The following is a 16797-nucleotide window of genomic DNA, read 5'->3' as shown; positions in this document are numbered from 1 at the left end:
CGTACGCATGACCCCGGACCCACATGTCTCCTGCCAAGCCCACCCGCAACGCCCTGACCTGGCTCATCCTTTCGGCGCTCGTCATCGCGCTGGACCAGCTGACCAAGTACTGGGTCCTGACCTCATTGCCCGAGTACACCGCGATCCCGGTGATCGAGGGCTTCTGGAACTGGTACCGCACCTACAACACGGGCGCCGCCTTCAGTTTCCTCAGTGATGCCGGCGGCTGGCAGCAGTATTTCTTCATCATCCTGGCCATCGCCATCTGCGCGCTGCTGGGCTATTGGCTGTCGCGGACGCCGCGGCGGGACTGGAAGACGGCGCTGCCCTACGCGCTGGTGATCGGCGGTGCGCTGGGCAACGTCATCGACCGCTTCGTCCACGGCCACGTGGTGGATTTCATCCAGTGGCACTGGCAGGACTGGTACTGGCCGGCGTTCAACATCGCCGATGCGGCCATCGTCGGCGGTGCGGCCGGCATCATGCTGTTCGGGCTGTTCAGCGGAGAGCGCAAGCCGGACCCGGCGCGGGAGTAAAATACGCAGCATGGACCTGATCCTCGCCAATCCCCGTGGTTTCTGTGCCGGTGTCGACCGCGCCATCGAGATCGTCAACCGGGCGCTCGACGCCCTCGGCGCGCCGATCTACGTGCGCCACGAGGTGGTCCACAACAAGTTCGTGGTGGATGACCTCAAGCAGCGCGGCGCGATCTTCGTCGAGGAGCTGGACGAGGTGCCGGACGGCAATACCGTCATCTTCAGCGCCCACGGCGTGTCCCGTGCCGTGCGTGCCGAAGCGGAACGCCGCGGGTTGAAGGTGTTCGATGCGACCTGCCCATTGGTGACGAAGGTGCACCTGGAGGTCTCCCGCCAGTGCCGCGCCGGCCGCGACATGGTGTTGATCGGCCACGAAGGTCATCCCGAGGTCGAGGGGACGATGGGCCAGTGGCAGCGTGAGGCCGGCAGCGGCAGCATCTATCTGGTCGAGGACCTGGCGGACGTCGAAACCCTGGAAGTCGGGCAGCCGGACCATGTCTCCTTCACCACCCAGACCACGCTCTCGGTCGACGACACCCGCGGCATCATCGAAGCGCTCAAGGCGCGGTTCCCCGCCATCCAGGGGCCGAAGAACGACGACATCTGCTACGCCACCCAGAACCGGCAGGACGCCGTGCGGCAGCTGGCGGCGCGATGCGACCTGATCCTGGTGGTGGGCTCAGTAAACAGCTCCAATTCGAACAGGCTGCGTGAGCTCGCCGAGCGGGAGGGGGTTGAAGCCCATCTCATCGACGGTGCCAATGAAATCGATCCCGCCTGGGTCAAGGATCGGCGCAACGTGGGCGTCACCGCCGGCGCTTCCGCGCCGGACGTGCTGGTCCAGGGCGTCATCTCGCGATTGCGCGAACTGGGCGCGGCCGGCATGGTCGAACTGGAAGGCAAACCCGAGAACATGGTCTTTGCACTGCCCAAGGAGCTACGGGTCCAGCTGGTCGATTGATCGACCATCCGATTGACCCGGGTAACCCGCAGCCCTAGAATTCCGCCTCTTGGCCGGAGTAGCTCAGTTGGTAGAGCACGTCATTCGTAATGATGGGGTCGTAGGTTCGATTCCTATCTCCGGCACCAAGTTTCCAGACCCGCTCCGGCGGGTCTTTTTTTGCCCGGCAATTTTTTTGCGGCAGTCCGCCGCGGTGCAGCGATTGCTACAGTTGCACGGTCCGCCTTCGCCTCCGGAAAACCATGCTCTCACTGGACAACGTCCGAATCGGCGTCATCGGCCTGGGCTATGTCGGCCTGCCGTTGGCGATGGCATTCGGTTCGCGATTCCCGACGGTAGGCTTCGATATCGACCAGGATCGGGTGGAGGCGCTGCTTGGCGGCCACGACCGCACGGGCGAGGTGTCGGGCGCGGAACTGGAGTCAGCAATCAAGTTGACGCTGTCCGCCGACGCCGCCGCGCTCGAAGCCTGCAACGTCTACATCGTCACCGTCCCTACGCCGGTCGATGATGCCACCCGCCCGGACCTTCGCCCGCTCGAGGCGGCCAGCTCGCTGGTCGGCGGGTTTCTCAAGCAGGGTGACGTGGTGGTGTTCGAGTCCACGGTCTACCCGGGCACGACCGAGGAAGTCTGCGTGCCGTTGCTGGAGCAGGCGTCCGGACTGGTCTTCAACCGCGACTTCTTCTGCGGTTACAGCCCCGAGCGCATCAACCCGGGCGACCGCCAGCGACGGCTCGCGAACATCACCAAGGTGACGTCCGGCTCGACCCCGGCGGCCGCCGTTTTCATCGACAACCTGTACCGGCAGATCATCAACGCCGGTACGCACGCGGCGCCCAGCATCAAGGTGGCCGAGGCGGCCAAGGTCATCGAGAACACCCAGCGCGACGTCAACATCGCCCTCATCAACGAGCTGGCGATGATCTTCGACACCATGGGTATCGATACCGCCGACGTGCTCGCCGCAGCCGGTACCAAGTGGAACTTCCTGCCTTTCACCCCGGGTCTGGTGGGCGGGCACTGCATCGGCGTGGATCCCTACTACCTGACCCACAAGGCGACGGTGCTGGGATACCACCCCGAGCTGATCCTCACCGCGCGCCGGATCAACAGCAGGATGGGGCTGCACGTCGCCCACCAGGTGCTGCGGCTGATGGCCGGCAAGCGCATCAACGTGGTCGACTCCCGCGTGCTGGTGCTGGGCCTGACCTTCAAGGAGGACTGTCCGGACCTGCGCAACACGCGAGTGATCGACATCGTGCGCGAGCTGCAGGCCTCGCATGCGCAGGTGGACGTGCATGATCCCTGGGCGGATGCGACCGAGGCAAAGGCGGCCTTCGGACTGGACCTGGTCGAGACGCCGGAACAGGGCAGGTACGACGCCATCGTGCTGGCGGTGCCCCACGAAGCCTTCCACGATCTCGGCGCCGATGCTATCCGCGCCTTCGGTCAGGAGGCCTGCATCATTTACGACGTCAAGTCGGTGTTACCCGCGGGCGCCGCCGACGGCCGGTTGTAGTTGCGCCTACCGGACTACTCACGCATCCCTTCTGCGACCCGCTGTCCCGCGGGGACTTCCTTCGGGCGTAGGAGCGGCTTCAGCCGCGACCCGGAAACCGTTCGCCCGTCCCGCCTGCACATCGCGGCTGAAGCCGCTCCTACAAGTTAGAACTGGGCCATCGTAGGAGCGACGCAAGTCGCGACCCCGGACCCCACCAATCTCGCCTCCCGCGACGCGCCCCCGCTACATTGCCCCATCCGCCCTCCAACGACCCACATGTCCATCGCCAGCAAACCATCGAAATCAGCCCCCAAGGCAAAGATCGCCTACGTCTGCTCCGAATGCGGCGCCGACCACAACAAGTGGCAGGGCCAATGCGCCGAATGCGCAGCGTGGAACACGTTGAGCGAGTTCGTGATCGAGTCGGCCGCCGCAGGCAAGGCGGCCGCAAGCGCAGGCGCGGCGCGACGCGGAGGCTGGGCCGGGAAGGTGGACCCGCCCAAGGTCACCGCCCTCAAGGATGTCACCCACAGCGAGGAGTCGCGGGTATCCACCGGCATCGGCGAACTCGACCGGGTGCTCGGCGGGGGGCTGGTGCAGGGTGCGGTGGTGCTGGTGGGCGGCGACCCTGGCATCGGCAAGTCCACGTTGCTGCTGCAGGCGGTGGCGAAGATGGCGGCCACCCTGCCGGCGCTCTACGTAACCGGCGAGGAGTCGCTGTCCCAGGTGGCCGGTCGCGGTTCGCGCCTGGGCTTGCCACTCGATGGCGTGAATGCGCTGGCGGAAACCTCGGTCGAGAAGATCCTGGAGCAGGCGGTGGCGACCCAGCCGCGGTTGATCGTTGCCGACTCGATCCAGACCCTGTGGACGGAGTCATTGGCCGCGGCCCCGGGTTCAGTCAGCCAGGTGCGGGAAAGTGCCGCACGGCTGGTCCGCTATGCGAAGGAAACAGGCACCGCGGTGTTCCTGGTGGGGCACGTGACCAAGGAGGGCGGCATCGCCGGCCCGCGCGTGCTCGAACACATGGTCGACGCGGTGCTGTACTTCGAAGGCGAGTCCGGCAGCCGCTTCCGCGTGCTGCGCGCGTTCAAGAACCGCTTCGGCGCCGTCAACGAACTCGGTGTCTTCGCGATGGGCGACAAGGGCCTGCGCGAAGTCCCCAACCCCTCGGCGATCTTTCTCTCCGGCAGTGCCAGTCCACAGCCGGGCAGCTGCGTGATGGTCACCCGCGAAGGAACGCGCCCCCTATTGGTGGAAGTGCAGGCGCTGGTTGATTCCTCGCCGCTGTCCAACCCACGGCGCGTCGCGGTCGGCATGGAAGGCAACCGGCTGGCGATGCTGCTGGCGGTGCTGCACCGGCATGGCGGCATCGGTGTCGGCGACCAGGACGTGTTCGTCAATGTCGTCGGCGGCATCCGCGTGCAGGAGACCGCGGCCGACCTGCCGGTGCTGCTGGCAGTGCTGTCCTCGCTGCGCGACCAGCCGCTCGCCGAACAGGTGATCGCATTCGGCGAGGTCGGCCTCTCTGGCGAGATCCGTCCGGTTCCCAATGGCGAGGATCGTCTCAAGGAAGCCGCTACACACGGGTTCAAGCGCGCCATCGTGCCCAAGGGCAATGCGCCCCGCAGCGGCAAGGTGGGCAGCATGGAGGTGATCGCGGTGGAGCGGCTGTCGGAGGCCCTGGAGGCGATATGAGTCTGGGGCGAAGGGGTCTGGCACGTGTTGCGCGCGCAGTCTTGAAGCGATTGGTCGTGATCGCGGTTCTTTCGGGGTGCAACTGGGTCCCAGTGGGAGCATCCCAGGTGCAACCCGGTAGCCAGCAAGCTGGCCAAGGCGAGGCTGCTGCCGGCCGTGAGGACGCCTGTGAAAGTGCTTCCGCGCCTGATCTGCGGGATCTTTGGGGCCGCTATACGGTTGTTTCGGTCCAACGGTATCGGGGAGGCTTGACGCCGGAACCGGACGCGCTTGAACGGATAGGAAGAGCGGTGATCCTTTCCGAAGATGAATTCGTGTACGACGGTTCAGCCCTCTCGGCCCCGCGATACCGTCTGGTGTGCCAGGACGACATCGTCGTCGAAGGAGAAGTGCCAAGTCCTGCTGGCCGCAGTGTCACCTCGTTCTACGGCTTTCGTTCCGAGCGCGAGGTGATCTGGATTCTCAAGGTGAGGGGGGAGGGCGACGGTCGTTCGATCTTCGTGTTCGAGATCGCCGGCGCCGGGAATGGGCTGGAACTGTGGGAGCCATACGATGGCTTCATCTATCTGATGGAAAGGCAGGCGGGCCTGGGGGGTACGAGCCGCGATAGCCGGCACAGCTGCGGTGTCGCTGCTTGCCGCTGATCGGCCGCGTGACACTCTGGCCCTGTCGCAGCCGACAGGGGGCATACCGTCAGCCCCCCCTTTGGCCGGTGCCGCGCTCAACCTTGTCCCAGCACCAGCTCCAGCACGAACTTCGAGCCAAAGAACGCCAGGACCAGCAGTGCCATCGCCACGAGTGTCCAACGGATGGCGGTCGAGCCGCGCCAGCCGCGGACCCTGCGGCCCAGCAACAGCAGGCCGAACGCCAACCAGGACAGGATGCTCAGCACCGTCTTGTGCACGAGGTGCTGGGCAAGCAGGTTCTCCACGAAAAGCACGCCCGTCAGAAGGGCGGCGCTCAACAGCACGAATCCAACGGCGATCGTCCGGAACAGCAGGGTCTCCAACTGGACCAGGGGCGGCAGCGCACGTAGCCAGGCGTGGTACTGGCGACGCCGCAGCGCGCGGTCCTGCATCCATAGCATCACCGCCAGCAATGCGGCGATGGCCAGCGTGGCGTAGGCCAGCAGGGCCAGCCATGCATGCAGCTGCAGCCGCCAGTCGAGTGCTTCGGGCTCGAGCCGTCCGTACAGGTGGTAGCCGAGCAGGGCGAGGATCGCCACGGGATAGACGACCACGCCAAGTGCAGCCATGCGTCCGTTAGCCCCCACCGCCGTGGTCAGAGTCGTCATCCCCAGCGTGACCAGTGAAAGGGCTGCATAGAAGTGCAGGTCCGCGCCTCCGTGCGCTTGCCAGGCCAACCCGTGGACCAGTGCGTGCAACACCACCGCGGGCACGGCTGCCCACAGCCAGGCCTTGGGCGGGCGCGGGTCGGGCCCATGCCTGACGCCGGCGACCAGCAGGCCGGCCGAGGCCAGGTAAAGAGCCATGGCGATGAGAACGATTGTCATCGGAGAAGTCTCGCACAGCCGCGGCCGTAACGGCCGGCTTTGTTATCGTCGATCCATGAGCTTCCACATGGCCGACATCCGCGATAAACGCCCCACCCGGCGCCGGGCCGTCGCCGTCGGTGAGCTGCAGGCGGGGCCCAGGGCGTTCCCGATGATCGTGGAACGCACGCTGCCGAAGGGTGATGCGCTGGCCATGGCCGAAGTCGCGGGCCTCCAGGGCGCGAAGCTGGCATCGGCGCTGATGCCCCTGTGCCACCCCTTGCCGCTGGACCTGGTCCGTATCCATTGCGAAACGCTGGCGGAGCGCCAGGTGGTGAGGGTGTACTGCGAGTGCGCGGTCGAGGCGCGCACCGGGGTGGAGATGGAGGCCCTGGCGGGCGTCAATGCCGCGCTGTTGACGCTCTACGACCTGTGCAAGCCCGTGGAACCCGCGCTGGTCATCGGCCCGGTTCGCCTGTTGTTCAAGGAGGGTGGGAAGTCCGGCTTGTGGCTCAACCCCGATGGCTTGACCCAGGCGGAGCAGGAGCGGTTCCGGCCGCGGGCGCCCGCCGGTCTGGATGGCGCGCGCTGCGCCGTTCTCACCTTGAGCGACCGCGTCAGTGCCAGTAGCGCCGAGGACCGCTCGGGACCCGTCCTGGCGCAGGCGCTTGCCGCTCTCGGTGGTCACGTCGCGGAGATGGGAGTCCTGCCTGACGGCATCGAGCCGCTATGCGGACGCCTGCGTGAGCTGGCCGAGGACGGCGTCAAGCTGTGCCTGTGCACTGGCGGCACCGGGCTGGGTCCGCGCGACCTCACACCGGAAGCCCTGGCGCACTCGGGGGGGCGCCCGATCCCGGGATTGTCCGAGATGCTGCGCTCGGAAGGCAGCCGTCATACCGCGATGGCGTGGCTCAGCCGGGGCGGCGCAGTGCAAGTCGAGGGAATGCTGGTGATCTCGCTCCCGGGTAGCGAGCGTGCGGTCCGGCAGGGCTTCGACATACTGGCGCCGGTGCTGGCCCACGCGCTGGCGATGATCGATGGCGGGGGCCACGAGTGAAGGTCGAAATCCTTCTCTTCGGGGCGCTGCGGGATCTCCAGCCGGAACCGTGGCTGGAGGTCGAGATGCCGGATGCGGCTTCAGTCGCCGGACTGCGCGAGGTGCTGAAACATCACGCGCAGGGACATTGGCCCGCGCTGCCTCAGGGCCTGCTGGACCGCTGCGCCTTCGCCAGCGACACCACAGTGCTGCGCGATGGCGACGCGCTGCCCCCGGGATCGGTTGTGGCGGTGCTGCCGCCAGTGAGTGGGGGCTGAAATGCAATTCGCGAAGTGCGAGGTCCGGGACGTGGCAAACGCCGTGCTGGAGCCGAAGGAGGCGCTGGAGTTCGTTTCGCGCCCCAGCTTTGGCGGCATGGCGCTGTTCATCGGGCAGGTCCGGGACCTCAACCTCGGCAAGTCCGTGGTGGCCGTGGAGTACGACGTCTTCATGCCGCTGGCGGTGGCGGGATTCGAGGCGATCGCCGGCGAGGCACGAACGGTGTACGGGGACGGGGTGGCGATCTACATCGGCCATGCGCAGGGGCGCCTCGGAGTCGGGGGGCTGGCGATGGTCGTGGCCGCCGCCAGTCCGCACCGCGAAGAGGCGTTCGGCGCCTGCCGGCAGGTGGTGGAGGCGGTCAAGCACACCAGTCCCATCTGGAAGCGTGAGCACTACACCGACGGCAGCAGCCAGTGGAGCGAGGGCTGCGCGCTGTGCGGGCCGGAGGGCGCGCCGGGCTATACTTCAAGGTCGGTTCCACCCCCACGACCCCGGTAACAGCTCATGTTCGAATCTCTGACCCAACGCCTGTCGGGCACCATGGAGCGCCTGCGTGGGCGCGGCCGGCTGACCGAGGAAAATATCCGCGAGTCGCTGCGCGAGGTCCGCATCGCCCTGCTGGAGGCCGATGTGGCGTTGCCGGTGGTGCAGGCCCTGATCGAGCGCATCAAGGTGCGGGCGGTCGGGCAGGAGGTGCTGAAGTCGCTGACGCCGGGCCAGGCGCTCATCAAGATCGTGCGCGACGAGATGACGGTGGTCATGGGCGCGCAGTCGTCCGAGCTGAACCTCAACGTGCCGGCGCCGGCGGTGATCCTGATGGCGGGCCTGCAGGGCGCCGGCAAGACGACCACCGTCGGCAAGCTGGCCAAGCACCTCAAGGACAAGCGCAAGAAGAAGGTGATGGTGGTCTCGGCCGACGTCTACCGGCCGGCCGCGATCGAGCAGCTGCGCACGCTGGCCGGCCAGGTCGACGTGATGTTCTTCGAGTCGCGTGCCGACCAGAAGCCCGAGGCAATCGTCCGCGCCGCCATCGAGGATGCGCGCAAGTCCTATGCGGACGTGCTGATCGTCGATACCGCCGGCCGCCTGGCGATCGACGAAGCGATGATGGAGGAGATCAAGGCCCTCCACGGTGCGGTAAAGCCGGTCGAGACCCTGTTCGTCGTCGATTCGATGACCGGCCAGGACGCCGCCGCCACCGCCAAGGCCTTCGGCGAGGCGCTGCCGCTGACCGGCGTGGTCCTGACCAAGACCGACGGCGACGCGCGTGGCGGCGCGGCCCTGAGCGTGCGCTACATCACCGGCAAGCCGATCAAGTTCATCGGTACCAGCGAGAAGCCGGAAGGCCTGGACGTGTTCCACCCCGAGCGCGTCGCCGGCCGCATCCTCGACATGGGCGACGTGCTGTCGCTGGTCGAGCAGGTCGAGCAGCAGGTCGACAAGGACAAGGCGACGCGCCTGGCGGAGAAGGTCGCCAAGGGCAAGAAGTTCAATCTGGAGGACATGCGCGACCAGCTCGAACAGATGCAGGGCATGGGCGGCCTGAGCGGCCTGATGGACAAGCTGCCGGGCATCGGCCAGATTCCCGAGTCCGTCAAGAGCCAGGTTACCGGCAAGGAAGTGCCGCGGCTGGTGGCGATCATCAACTCGATGACCATCAAGGAGCGGCGCAATCCGGCCCTGCTGAACGGCTCCCGCCGCAAGCGCATCGCCACTGGCGCCGGCGTGACGCCGGCCGACGTGAACCGCCTGATGAAGCAGTACCAGCAGATGGAAAAGATGATGGGCAAGCTGGGCCGCGGCGGCATGAAGGGGATGATGCGCGGCATGAAGGGCATGATGGGCGGCCGCGGCGGCATGCCGTTCTAGGAAAAATGTCTTATACTCGCCGGCTTACCCCGTCATTCCGGCGGCTGGGCAACACAGGAAAACACCCATGGTCAAGATCCGACTGACCCGCGGCGGCGCCAAGAAGCGTCCGTTCTACCACATCATCGTTACCGACAGCCGCAGCGCCCGCGACGGCCGCAACATCGAGCGCGTCGGTTACTACAACCCCGTCGCCACCGGCGGCGAGAAGCGCGTCGAGCTCGACACCGCGCGCGTGCAGCACTGGCTGGGCAACGGCGCGCAGCTGACCGACAAGGTCGCCGTGCTGTACAAGGAAGCGCTGAAGTCGGCCGACGCGCCGGCTGCTTCCGCAGCCTGACCTGCGGGCCGCGCTCCGGCGCGGCCGCATGCAATGAACGATCAAGGGCGTCGCATCCTCCTCGGACGGGTGGCTGGCGCCCTTGGCTTGCGTGGCGAGGTGAAACTTGAGTCGTGGACCGAGCCCCGGGACGCGATCTTCCGCTACCAGCCCTGGACCCTGCGCGATGCGCAGGGGCGCGAGCGCCAGATCGAGGGCGTCCGTGGCCGCGACAGCGGCAAACACATCGTCGCAACCTTCCCTGATGTCACCGATCGCGACGGCGCCGAAGCCCTCCGCGGCCTCGAGATCCACGTCCCGCGCGAAGCGTTGCCGCCTGCCAAACCCGGCGAGTTCTACTGGGTCGACCTGGAAGGCCTGCGCGTCGTCACCGTTGATGGCGTGCCACTGGGGACGGTGTCGCACCTGTTTTCCACCGGCGCCAATGACGTGCTGGTGGCCCGGGACGACGAGCGCGAACGGATGATCCCGTTCGTACGCCCGCAGTACGTGACCGACATCGATCTGGAAGGTGGCGTGGTAACCGTGGACTGGGACCCCGAGTTCTAGCCCGCGCTATGCGTATCGACGTCGTCAGCCTGTTCCCTGATTTCATCGCCCAGTGCGCCGCCTTTGGTGTCACCGGGCGGGCAGTGGAGCGCGGGCTCCTTTGGCTGCACGGCTGGAACCCACGCGACTATGCGGAAGGCAACTACCGCAAGGTCGACGACCGGCCTTTCGGTGGAGGGCCGGGCATGGTCATGCTGATCGACCCGCTGCGGAACGCGTTGCAGGCCGCGCGCCAGGCGGATCCGGCGCCATCGCGCACCATCTACCTCAGTCCCCAGGGCCGCCCGCTGACCCAGTCGCGGGTGCGTGAGCTCGCTGGGGAACAGCGGCTGGTGCTGCTGTGCGGCCGCTACGAAGGCATCGACGAGCGCCTGGTGGCCGCGGAGGTTGATGAGGAAATCTCCATCGGCGACTACGTGCTCTCCGGTGGGGAGCTGGCAGCCGCCGTGCTGGTCGATGCGGTGACCCGGTTGCAGGAGGGGGCACTGAACGATGCCGAGTCCGCGCAGCAGGACAGTTTCGGCGATGGCCTGCTGGACTGCCCGCACTACACGCGGCCGGTGGAGCACGAGCTGGGCGCGGTCCCGGAGGTGTTGCTGTCGGGCAACCACGCCCATATCGCCGCCTGGCGTCGGATGCAGTCGCTGGGGCGGACCTCGCAGCGGCGGCCGGACCTGCTCGACGAGCAGGCGCTTTCAAAGGCTGACCGCAAGCTGCTCGAGCAATGGCGGGTGGAGCAAGGGTAGGAGCGACGTGAGTCGCGACCTGTACATTCCGCCCCGGGCCGGGTGAGGTCGCGACTGACGTCGCTCCTACGGGAGGCTGCTGCCCTATGGCGTTCCGGCCGCGTCTGTCGCTATAATGTGCGGCTTAGCTACATCCATGCCATGACGCGGGTCCACGTGCACTCGCGCAACAACGACTCCAACAGGCCCGACCATGAACAAGCCCTCGCTCAACACGCTGTTGCAAGAATTCGAATCCGACCAGGTGCAGCGCCAGCTGCCTGACTTCAGCCCCGGCGACACCGTCGTGGTCAACGTGAAGGTCAAGGAAGGCAATCGCGAGCGCGTCCAGGCCTACGAGGGCGTGGTCATCGCCATGAAGAACGCCGGCCTCAACTCCGCCTTCACCGTGCGCAAGATCTCGCACGGCTTCGGCGTCGAGCGCGTGTTCCAGACCCACAGCGCCACCATCGACTCGGTCGAGCTGAAGCGCCGCGGCAAGGTCCGTGCCGGCAAGCTGTACTACCTGCGTGGCCTGGAAGGCAAGAAGGCGCGCATCAAGGAAGACCTGGCCGCCTACGCCAAGGCCAAGGCGGACGCCGCTGCCGCCAAGTAAGCCGGCGCAGCAGGCTCCAGCATGGACGGCCACCGAAAGGTGGCCGTTCGCGTTTCCGGCCTCCGGCCATGCACGACGCTTTCGCCGATGCCACGGATAATGGCCCGATGAGCAGCCACGATGCCCCGACCACCGTACGCCTGGACCTCTGGCTCTGGGCGGCGCGCTTCTTCAAGACCCGCAGCCTCGCCAAGCAGGCGGTGGAAACCGGAAAGGTCGAGGTCGGGGGGCAGCGCGCCAAGGCCGCCCGCGGCGTGCGCCTCGGCGACAGCCTGAAGGTGACGCGCGGTGATGAGCACTTTGAAATCAGCGTGCTCGGCCTCAGCGACAACCGCGGGCCCGCTGCGGTGGCGCGCACGCTCTATGAGGAATCCGAGGCTTCGCGGCTGGAGCGTGAGCGGGTGCGTGCAGTCCGTGCCGCAGAACGCACCGGCTACCACGCCCCCGATACCAAGCCCGACAAGCGTGCGCGCCGGCTGATCCGCGCGCTGGGCGACATCGATTCGTTCTAGGTCACCCGACCGGCGTAGTCCGGGAGCTCCGGGTTGCGACGGAACTCGAAGATCAGTCGGGTCTCGATGTGGGCGACTTCAGGACGCTCGGTAAAGGCTTCCAGCGCCAGGTCGCGCAGGTGGTTGCTGTCCCTGACGCCCACGTGCACGAGGAAGTCGTCGGCCCCGGCCACGTGGTAGAACGCCAGCACCTCGGGCAGGCTGGCGAGATGCCGGTGGAAGCTGTCCAGTTGCCCACGCGAATGCCGCGCCAGCCGCACCGAGACCATCGCCTGCAGCTGTATGCCGATGGCCGCTGGCGAGATCTCGGCGTGGAAGCCCTGGATGGTGCCGGTGGACAGCAGCCTGCGCACCCGTTCGAAAGCCGTCGAGGGCGCGATTCCCGCATGTTCGGCAAGCTCCTTGTTGGGCAGCCGAGCATTCTTCCGCAGAAGGCTCAAAAGGGCGAAATCGATTCTGTCGAGCATGGTTGAACGGCTCCGGGGTCGAAGGATATTCGTCAGTTGCCGCTGTAGGTGTACAGCATTCTACGATGCAGGGCATACACCGATCATGAGCCCCGCCATGCCTCGTTTCTATACCAGTGCCGTGCACGCCGGCCGCCAGGACTTCCGCGAGCTGTGCGTGCACGCGCCGCCGCTGGACCTGTCGACCACCTATCCGGTCGACGATCTCGCCACCGGCACCGCCAGCTTCGACGCCCTGGTGGCGGGGGAGGCCGAAGCGGGGAATCCGATCTACGCCCGGCTGCACAATCCCACCGTGGCCCGTACCGAGCGTGCCATTGCGGAACTGGAGGGTACAGACGCCTGCGTCGCCTTCGGTTCCGGGATGGCCGCACTGACCGCGGTGCTGATGGAGCGCCGCCAGCACGGCGGCCACGTGCTGGTGGTGCGGCCGCTGTATGGCACCTCCGACCACCTGCTTGCGAGTGGCCTGTGCGGGCTGGAAGCGGAGTTCGTCGAGGCCGGCGACATCGGCGCGAGGCTGCGCGCGGACACCACGTTGGTGGTGATCGAGACACCGGCCAACCCGACCCTGGCGCTGGTCGACATCGCCGCCGTGGTCGCGGCGGCCGGGGACGTGCCGGTACTGGTGGACTCCACCTTCGCCACGCCGGTGTTGCAGAACCCGGCATCGCTGGGGGCGACCTATGTCCTGCACAGCGCCACCAAGTTCCTCGGTGGGCACGGGGACGTCATTGCCGGTGTCGTCTGCTGCGATGACGACCATGCCCGGCCCCTGCGCACGGTGAGGGCGGCGACCGGTGCCTTGCTGCATCCGCTGGCCGCCTACCTGTTGCATCGCGGGCTGCCGACGTTGGCGCTACGGGTGGAGCGGGCTCAGGCGAATGCCGGTGAGGTGGCACGAAGGCTGGAACGCCATCCCGCCGTCGCCGCCGTCCATTACCCGGGCCTGGGCAATGTCCGGAATGCGCACCTGGTGGGTAGCCAGATGCGCGGGGCGGGGGCCTTGATCGCGTTCGAGATGAAGGAGGGCAAGGCGGCTGCCGCGGCGGTGATGCGGGGGGTCCGCATCATCACCCCTGCGGTGAGCCTGGGTTCGGTGGACAGCCTGATCCAGCATCCGGCCGGGCTGACGCATCGGGTCGTGGATGCCGCGGCGCAGGACGCCAACGGCATCACGCCGGGGTTGCTGCGCCTGTCAGTCGGCATCGAGCATGTCGAGGACCTGTGGGAGGACCTTGCGCAGGCGTTGGACGCGGCTGCGGATACGGGTGGCGTGACGGAGCTTCGGGCGCGGGCGTAAGGAGTTGGCGGGGCTTCGCGGGTCGCGACTGACGTCGCTCCTACAGAAGGACCGGCAATACGGATGAGCCGGACGATCGCGCCATCGCACTTGTAGGAGCGACTTCAGTCGCGACCTGTACATCGTGGCCGGAGCTGCGCGGTCGCGGCTGAAGCCGTTCCTACAGAAGACACCGCCCAACACGGATCTGCTGGCGACTGCGCCTCCGCTTTTGTAGGAGCGACTTCAGTCGCGACCTGTACATCATGGCCGGAGGTGCGCGGTCGCGTCTGAAGCCGCTCCTACAGAAGGCAGCCCCTCACGACAGCGACTTCAGCCGGTATAGCGCCTCCAGTGCTTGCTTGGGGGTCAGCTCGTCCGGGTCCAGCGCCGCAAGGGCATCCATCGCTGCCGAGCTGGGCGAGAACAGGCCGATCTGCTGCGGCTGGTCCAGCGACGCGGCGGCCATCGACGGTTTCGGTGCATCGCGGCTGTGCTGCTCCAGTTCCGCCAGCCGGCCCCGCGCCTGGTTGATCACCGCCCTGGGCAGTCCCGCCAATGCGGCCACCTGCAGGCCGAAGCTGCGGTTCGCCGGCCCTTCCTTGACCGCATGCATGAACACCAGGTCGTCGCCATGCTCGACCGCGTCCAGATGCACGTTGGCGATGCCGCTGCCACCGCTGCGGTTGGGCTCGCCGGCAAGGGTCGTCAGCTCGAAGTAGTGCGTCGCGAACAACGTGTAGGCGCGGTTCGCGTGGGCAAGGTGGCGGGCACAGGCTTCGGCGAGTGCCAAGCCGTCATAGGTCGAAGTGCCGCGGCCGATCTCGTCCATCAGCACCAGTGACTCCGCGGTCGCGTGGTGGAGGATGTAGCTGGTTTCGCTCATCTCCACCATGAAGGTGGACTGGCCGCGGGCGAGGTCGTCGCCGGCGCCGATGCGGGTCAGGATGCGGTCGACCGGGCCGATCACCGCCCGTGACGCCGGTACGAAGCTGCCGATGTGCGCCAGCAGCACGATCAGCGCGTTCTGGCGCATGTAGGTGCTCTTGCCGCCCATGTTCGGGCCGGTGATCACCAGCATGCGGCGGGTGTCGTCCAGGCGCAGGTCGTTGGGTTCGAACGGCTCGTCGCGCACCGCCTCCACCACCGGATGCCGGCCGCGTTCGATGCAGATGCCCGGATCCTCGGACAGCTCCGGGCGTGACCAGTCCAGCGCCTGCGCGCGCTCGGAGAGGCAGGCCAGCACGTCGAGCTCCGCCAGGGCCGCCGCGCACCGTTTCATCGGCTCCAGCCGTTCGCCGAGCGTGTCCAGCAACTGCTCGTACAGCAGCCGCTCCCGGGCCAGGGCACGTTCGCGCGCCGACAGCACCTTGTCCTCGAAGGCCTTCAGCTCTTCGGTGATGTAGCGCTCGGCGTTGGTCAGCGTCTGCCGACGGGTGTAGTGGGTGGGCGCCTTGGCGGCGTGCACCTTGCTGACCTCTAGGTAGTAGCCGTGCACGCGGTTGTATCCGACCTTCAGGGTCGGGATGCCGCTGGCCTCGCGTTCCCGGATCTCCAGGTCGACCAGGAACTGGTCGGCGGTGGTGGAGAGCGTGCGCAGCTCGTCGAGTTGGGCGTCATGACCGGTGGCAAAGACGCCGCCGTCGCGGGCGAGCACCGGCGGCTGCTCGACAATCGCCGCTCGCAGCAGGTGCGCCTGTGCATCGTGCTCGCCGAGTTCGGCCAACAGCTCGTCCAGGCGCGGCGAGCCCAGCGGGGCGAGCAGGCGCTCGACCTGCGGCAGCAGCCCGAGCCCATCGCGCAGCGTGGACAGGTCGCGGGGGCGGGCGCTGCGCAAGGCGATGCGCGACAGGATGCGTTCCAGGTCGCCCAACGCCCGGAAGCACTCGCGCAGGTCATCGCCTGCGCGTGAGTCGATCAGCGCCTGCACGGCCTGGTGGCGTCGGCGCAGGACGATGCGATCGCGCAATGGCCGGTGCAGCCAGCGGCGCAACAGGCGGCCCCCCATCGGAGTAACGGTGGCATCGAGCACACCCAACAGCGTGTGCCGCGCATCCCCGTCGACCCGGGTGTCGAGCTCCAGATGGCGGCGGGTGGCGGCGTTCATCGCGATGGCGCCGTCGCCGGATTCGACCGCGATCGACGTCAGGTGGGGCAGCCGCTGCTTCTGGGTTTCTTCGACGTAGCCCAGCAGCGCCGCCGCAGCGGCGATGGCCTGGGGGCGCTCCTCGATACCGAAGCCGGAAAGGTCGTGCAGGCCGAAGAACTTCAACAACTGGCGACGGCCGCTGTCGGCGTCGAACAGCCACGGTGCACGTCGACGGACCCCGGTGCGCCCGGAAATGAAGGCAGGCCAGCCGTCCTCGTCCGGACACAGGGTTTCGGCTGGATCAAGGCGGGCCAGTTCGGCTTCCAGTGCGTCCTGGCTCGCCACCTCGTTGACCAGGAAGCGACCACCGGCCAGGTCCGCCCAGGCGATGCCATAGCCCGACTTGCCGCGGGATACAGCCAGCAGCAGCGTGTCGCGGCGCTCGCTCAGCAGGGCCTCGTCGGTGACGGTGCCGGGGGTGACGATGCGCACCACCTTGCGCTCGACCAGGCCCTTGCTGGCGGCGGGGTCGCCAATCTGCTCGCAGATCGCCACCGACTCCCCCAGCGCCACCAGCCGGGCCAGGTAGCCTTCGGCGGAGTGGTGGGGCACGCCTGCCATCGGGATCGGCTGGCCACCGGAGCTGCCGCGCTGGGTCAGGGTGATGTCCAGCAGGCGGGCGGCCTTGCGGGCGTCGTCGTAGAAGAGTTCGTAGAAGTCGCCCATGCGGAAGAACAGCAGCACGTCGGGGTGCTCTGCCTTGGCGGCGAAGAACTGCTTCATCAACGGCGTGTGTTCCGCCGTTTTCGTAGTGCCGGAGGCGGCAGGTTCCATGGAGTCCCGG

The 16797-nt window shown here is 67.4% G+C and carries 18 protein-coding genes and 1 tRNA gene; 16 read left to right on the top strand and 3 right to left on the bottom strand.

The window, feature by feature from the left end; all coding sequences use genetic code 11:
* Nucleotides 1-23 precede the first annotated feature (23 nt).
* From lspA to B5D37_RS02925, 6 genes are all read left to right on the top strand, one after another.
* A complete protein-coding gene (gene lspA, locus B5D37_RS02950; protein ID WP_078757181.1) occupies nucleotides 24-536 on the top strand; it encodes a signal peptidase II in 513 nt (170 codons plus the stop codon).
* A 10-nt stretch (nucleotides 537-546) separates the two neighbouring features.
* Complete coding sequence (gene ispH / locus B5D37_RS02945) at nucleotides 547-1497, top strand: 4-hydroxy-3-methylbut-2-enyl diphosphate reductase (RefSeq protein WP_078757180.1); 951 nt, start codon at nucleotides 547-549, stop codon at nucleotides 1495-1497.
* A gap of 52 nt (nucleotides 1498-1549) precedes the next feature.
* Nucleotides 1550-1625, top strand: a tRNA-Thr gene (locus tag B5D37_RS02940).
* 114 nt (nucleotides 1626-1739) lie between these two features.
* Nucleotides 1740-3017, top strand: coding sequence for a nucleotide sugar dehydrogenase (locus B5D37_RS02935; RefSeq protein WP_078757179.1), 1278 nt, complete (start codon nucleotides 1740-1742; stop codon nucleotides 3015-3017).
* A 258-nt stretch (nucleotides 3018-3275) separates the two neighbouring features.
* On the top strand, nucleotides 3276-4694 hold the full coding sequence (gene radA / locus B5D37_RS02930; protein WP_078757178.1) for a DNA repair protein RadA: 1419 nt from the start codon (nucleotides 3276-3278) through the stop codon (nucleotides 4692-4694).
* Nucleotides 4695-4984: 290 nt separating this feature from the next.
* On the top strand, nucleotides 4985-5338 hold the full coding sequence (locus B5D37_RS02925; protein ID WP_078757177.1) for a hypothetical protein: 354 nt from the start codon (nucleotides 4985-4987) through the stop codon (nucleotides 5336-5338).
* Between the two features lie 77 nt (nucleotides 5339-5415).
* Here the strand turns inward: B5D37_RS02925 and B5D37_RS02920 are convergent, their stop codons facing one another.
* On the bottom strand, nucleotides 5416-6207 hold the full coding sequence (locus B5D37_RS02920) for a cytochrome C assembly family protein (protein ID WP_078757176.1): 792 nt from the start codon (nucleotides 6205-6207) through the stop codon (nucleotides 5416-5418).
* 67 nt (nucleotides 6208-6274) lie between these two features.
* Between B5D37_RS02920 and moaCB the strand changes: the two genes are divergently transcribed.
* The 9 genes from moaCB to B5D37_RS02875 all read left to right on the top strand — a co-directional run bounded on the left by moaCB (nucleotide 6275) and on the right by B5D37_RS02875 (nucleotide 12115).
* Complete coding sequence (moaCB, locus tag B5D37_RS02915) at nucleotides 6275-7243, top strand: bifunctional molybdenum cofactor biosynthesis protein MoaC/MoaB (RefSeq protein ID WP_078757175.1); 969 nt, start codon at nucleotides 6275-6277, stop codon at nucleotides 7241-7243.
* On the top strand, nucleotides 7240-7500 hold the full coding sequence (locus B5D37_RS02910; protein ID WP_078757174.1) for a MoaD/ThiS family protein: 261 nt from the start codon (nucleotides 7240-7242) through the stop codon (nucleotides 7498-7500). The genes moaCB and B5D37_RS02910 overlap by 4 nt, the downstream gene beginning before the upstream one ends.
* 1 nt (nucleotide 7501) lies before the next feature.
* Entirely contained in the window at nucleotides 7502-8002 is a 501-nt protein-coding gene (locus B5D37_RS02905) for a molybdenum cofactor biosynthesis protein MoaE (RefSeq protein WP_078757173.1), read from the top strand.
* A gap of 6 nt (nucleotides 8003-8008) precedes the next feature.
* Nucleotides 8009-9373 carry a signal recognition particle protein gene (gene ffh / locus B5D37_RS02900; RefSeq protein ID WP_078757172.1) on the top strand — a complete coding sequence of 455 codons (1365 nt, stop codon included), beginning with the start codon at nucleotides 8009-8011 and terminating at the stop codon, nucleotides 9371-9373.
* Nucleotides 9374-9440: 67 nt separating this feature from the next.
* Nucleotides 9441-9713 carry a 30S ribosomal protein S16 gene (gene rpsP / locus B5D37_RS02895; RefSeq protein WP_078757171.1) on the top strand — a complete coding sequence of 91 codons (273 nt, stop codon included), beginning with the start codon at nucleotides 9441-9443 and terminating at the stop codon, nucleotides 9711-9713.
* Between the two features lie 33 nt (nucleotides 9714-9746).
* Nucleotides 9747-10262 (top strand): ribosome maturation factor RimM, encoded by a 516-nt coding sequence (rimM, locus tag B5D37_RS02890; RefSeq protein ID WP_078757170.1) that lies wholly within the window; start codon nucleotides 9747-9749, stop codon nucleotides 10260-10262.
* Between the two features lie 8 nt (nucleotides 10263-10270).
* On the top strand, nucleotides 10271-11008 hold the full coding sequence (gene trmD, locus B5D37_RS02885) for a tRNA (guanosine(37)-N1)-methyltransferase TrmD (protein ID WP_078757169.1): 738 nt from the start codon (nucleotides 10271-10273) through the stop codon (nucleotides 11006-11008).
* A gap of 193 nt (nucleotides 11009-11201) precedes the next feature.
* Nucleotides 11202-11603 (top strand): 50S ribosomal protein L19, encoded by a 402-nt coding sequence (gene rplS / locus B5D37_RS02880; protein ID WP_078757168.1) that lies wholly within the window; start codon nucleotides 11202-11204, stop codon nucleotides 11601-11603.
* 107 nt (nucleotides 11604-11710) lie between these two features.
* On the top strand, nucleotides 11711-12115 hold the full coding sequence (locus B5D37_RS02875; RefSeq protein WP_078757459.1) for an RNA-binding S4 domain-containing protein: 405 nt from the start codon (nucleotides 11711-11713) through the stop codon (nucleotides 12113-12115).
* Here B5D37_RS02875 and B5D37_RS02870 read toward each other — a convergent pair.
* Nucleotides 12112-12582: an Lrp/AsnC family transcriptional regulator gene (locus tag B5D37_RS02870; RefSeq protein ID WP_078757167.1), complete on the bottom strand. Its 471-nt coding sequence runs from the start codon at nucleotides 12580-12582 to the stop codon at nucleotides 12112-12114. The genes B5D37_RS02875 and B5D37_RS02870 overlap by 4 nt on opposite strands.
* Before the next feature lie 97 nt (nucleotides 12583-12679).
* Between B5D37_RS02870 and B5D37_RS02865 the strand changes: the two genes are divergently transcribed.
* Nucleotides 12680-13885, top strand: a complete 1206-nt coding sequence (locus B5D37_RS02865) for a trans-sulfuration enzyme family protein (protein ID WP_078757166.1) — start codon at nucleotides 12680-12682, stop codon at nucleotides 13883-13885.
* Between the two features lie 298 nt (nucleotides 13886-14183).
* On the opposite strand, the gene mutS is transcribed toward B5D37_RS02865, so the two are convergent.
* Nucleotides 14184-16787: a DNA mismatch repair protein MutS gene (gene mutS, locus B5D37_RS02860; RefSeq protein ID WP_425478025.1), complete on the bottom strand. Its 2604-nt coding sequence runs from the start codon at nucleotides 16785-16787 to the stop codon at nucleotides 14184-14186.
* Nucleotides 16788-16797: the final 10 nt, after the last annotated feature.

Source organism: Lysobacter spongiicola DSM 21749, assembly GCF_900167055.1.
Lineage (GTDB): Bacteria > Pseudomonadota > Gammaproteobacteria > Xanthomonadales > Xanthomonadaceae > Novilysobacter > Novilysobacter spongiicola.
Note: the sequence above shows the minus strand (reverse complement) of the source record. Positions and strands in the feature narration are given on the sequence as shown.

What these genes read in the sequence shown, in the direction of transcription:
- mutS (WP_425478025.1), bottom strand. Translation starts at nt 16,787, where the DNA reads ATGGAACCTGCCGCCTCCGGCACTACGAAAACGGCGGAACACACGCCG.
- rimM (WP_078757170.1), top strand. Translation starts at nt 9,747, where the DNA reads ATGAACGATCAAGGGCGTCGCATCCTCCTCGGACGGGTGGCTGGCGCC.
- trmD (WP_078757169.1), top strand. Translation starts at nt 10,271, where the DNA reads ATGCGTATCGACGTCGTCAGCCTGTTCCCTGATTTCATCGCCCAGTGC.
- rpsP (WP_078757171.1), top strand. Translation starts at nt 9,441, where the DNA reads ATGGTCAAGATCCGACTGACCCGCGGCGGCGCCAAGAAGCGTCCGTTC.
- radA (WP_078757178.1), top strand. Translation starts at nt 3,276, where the DNA reads ATGTCCATCGCCAGCAAACCATCGAAATCAGCCCCCAAGGCAAAGATC.
- ispH (WP_078757180.1), top strand. Translation starts at nt 547, where the DNA reads ATGGACCTGATCCTCGCCAATCCCCGTGGTTTCTGTGCCGGTGTCGAC.
- ffh (WP_078757172.1), top strand. Translation starts at nt 8,009, where the DNA reads ATGTTCGAATCTCTGACCCAACGCCTGTCGGGCACCATGGAGCGCCTG.
- B5D37_RS02920 (WP_078757176.1), bottom strand. Translation starts at nt 6,207, where the DNA reads ATGACAATCGTTCTCATCGCCATGGCTCTTTACCTGGCCTCGGCCGGC.
- B5D37_RS02935 (WP_078757179.1), top strand. Translation starts at nt 1,740, where the DNA reads ATGCTCTCACTGGACAACGTCCGAATCGGCGTCATCGGCCTGGGCTAT.
- B5D37_RS02875 (WP_078757459.1), top strand. Translation starts at nt 11,711, where the DNA reads ATGAGCAGCCACGATGCCCCGACCACCGTACGCCTGGACCTCTGGCTC.
- B5D37_RS02870 (WP_078757167.1), bottom strand. Translation starts at nt 12,582, where the DNA reads ATGCTCGACAGAATCGATTTCGCCCTTTTGAGCCTTCTGCGGAAGAAT.
- B5D37_RS02905 (WP_078757173.1), top strand. Translation starts at nt 7,502, where the DNA reads ATGCAATTCGCGAAGTGCGAGGTCCGGGACGTGGCAAACGCCGTGCTG.
- moaCB (WP_078757175.1), top strand. Translation starts at nt 6,275, where the DNA reads ATGGCCGACATCCGCGATAAACGCCCCACCCGGCGCCGGGCCGTCGCC.
- B5D37_RS02865 (WP_078757166.1), top strand. Translation starts at nt 12,680, where the DNA reads ATGCCTCGTTTCTATACCAGTGCCGTGCACGCCGGCCGCCAGGACTTC.
- lspA (WP_078757181.1), top strand. Translation starts at nt 24, where the DNA reads ATGTCTCCTGCCAAGCCCACCCGCAACGCCCTGACCTGGCTCATCCTT.
- rplS (WP_078757168.1), top strand. Translation starts at nt 11,202, where the DNA reads ATGAACAAGCCCTCGCTCAACACGCTGTTGCAAGAATTCGAATCCGAC.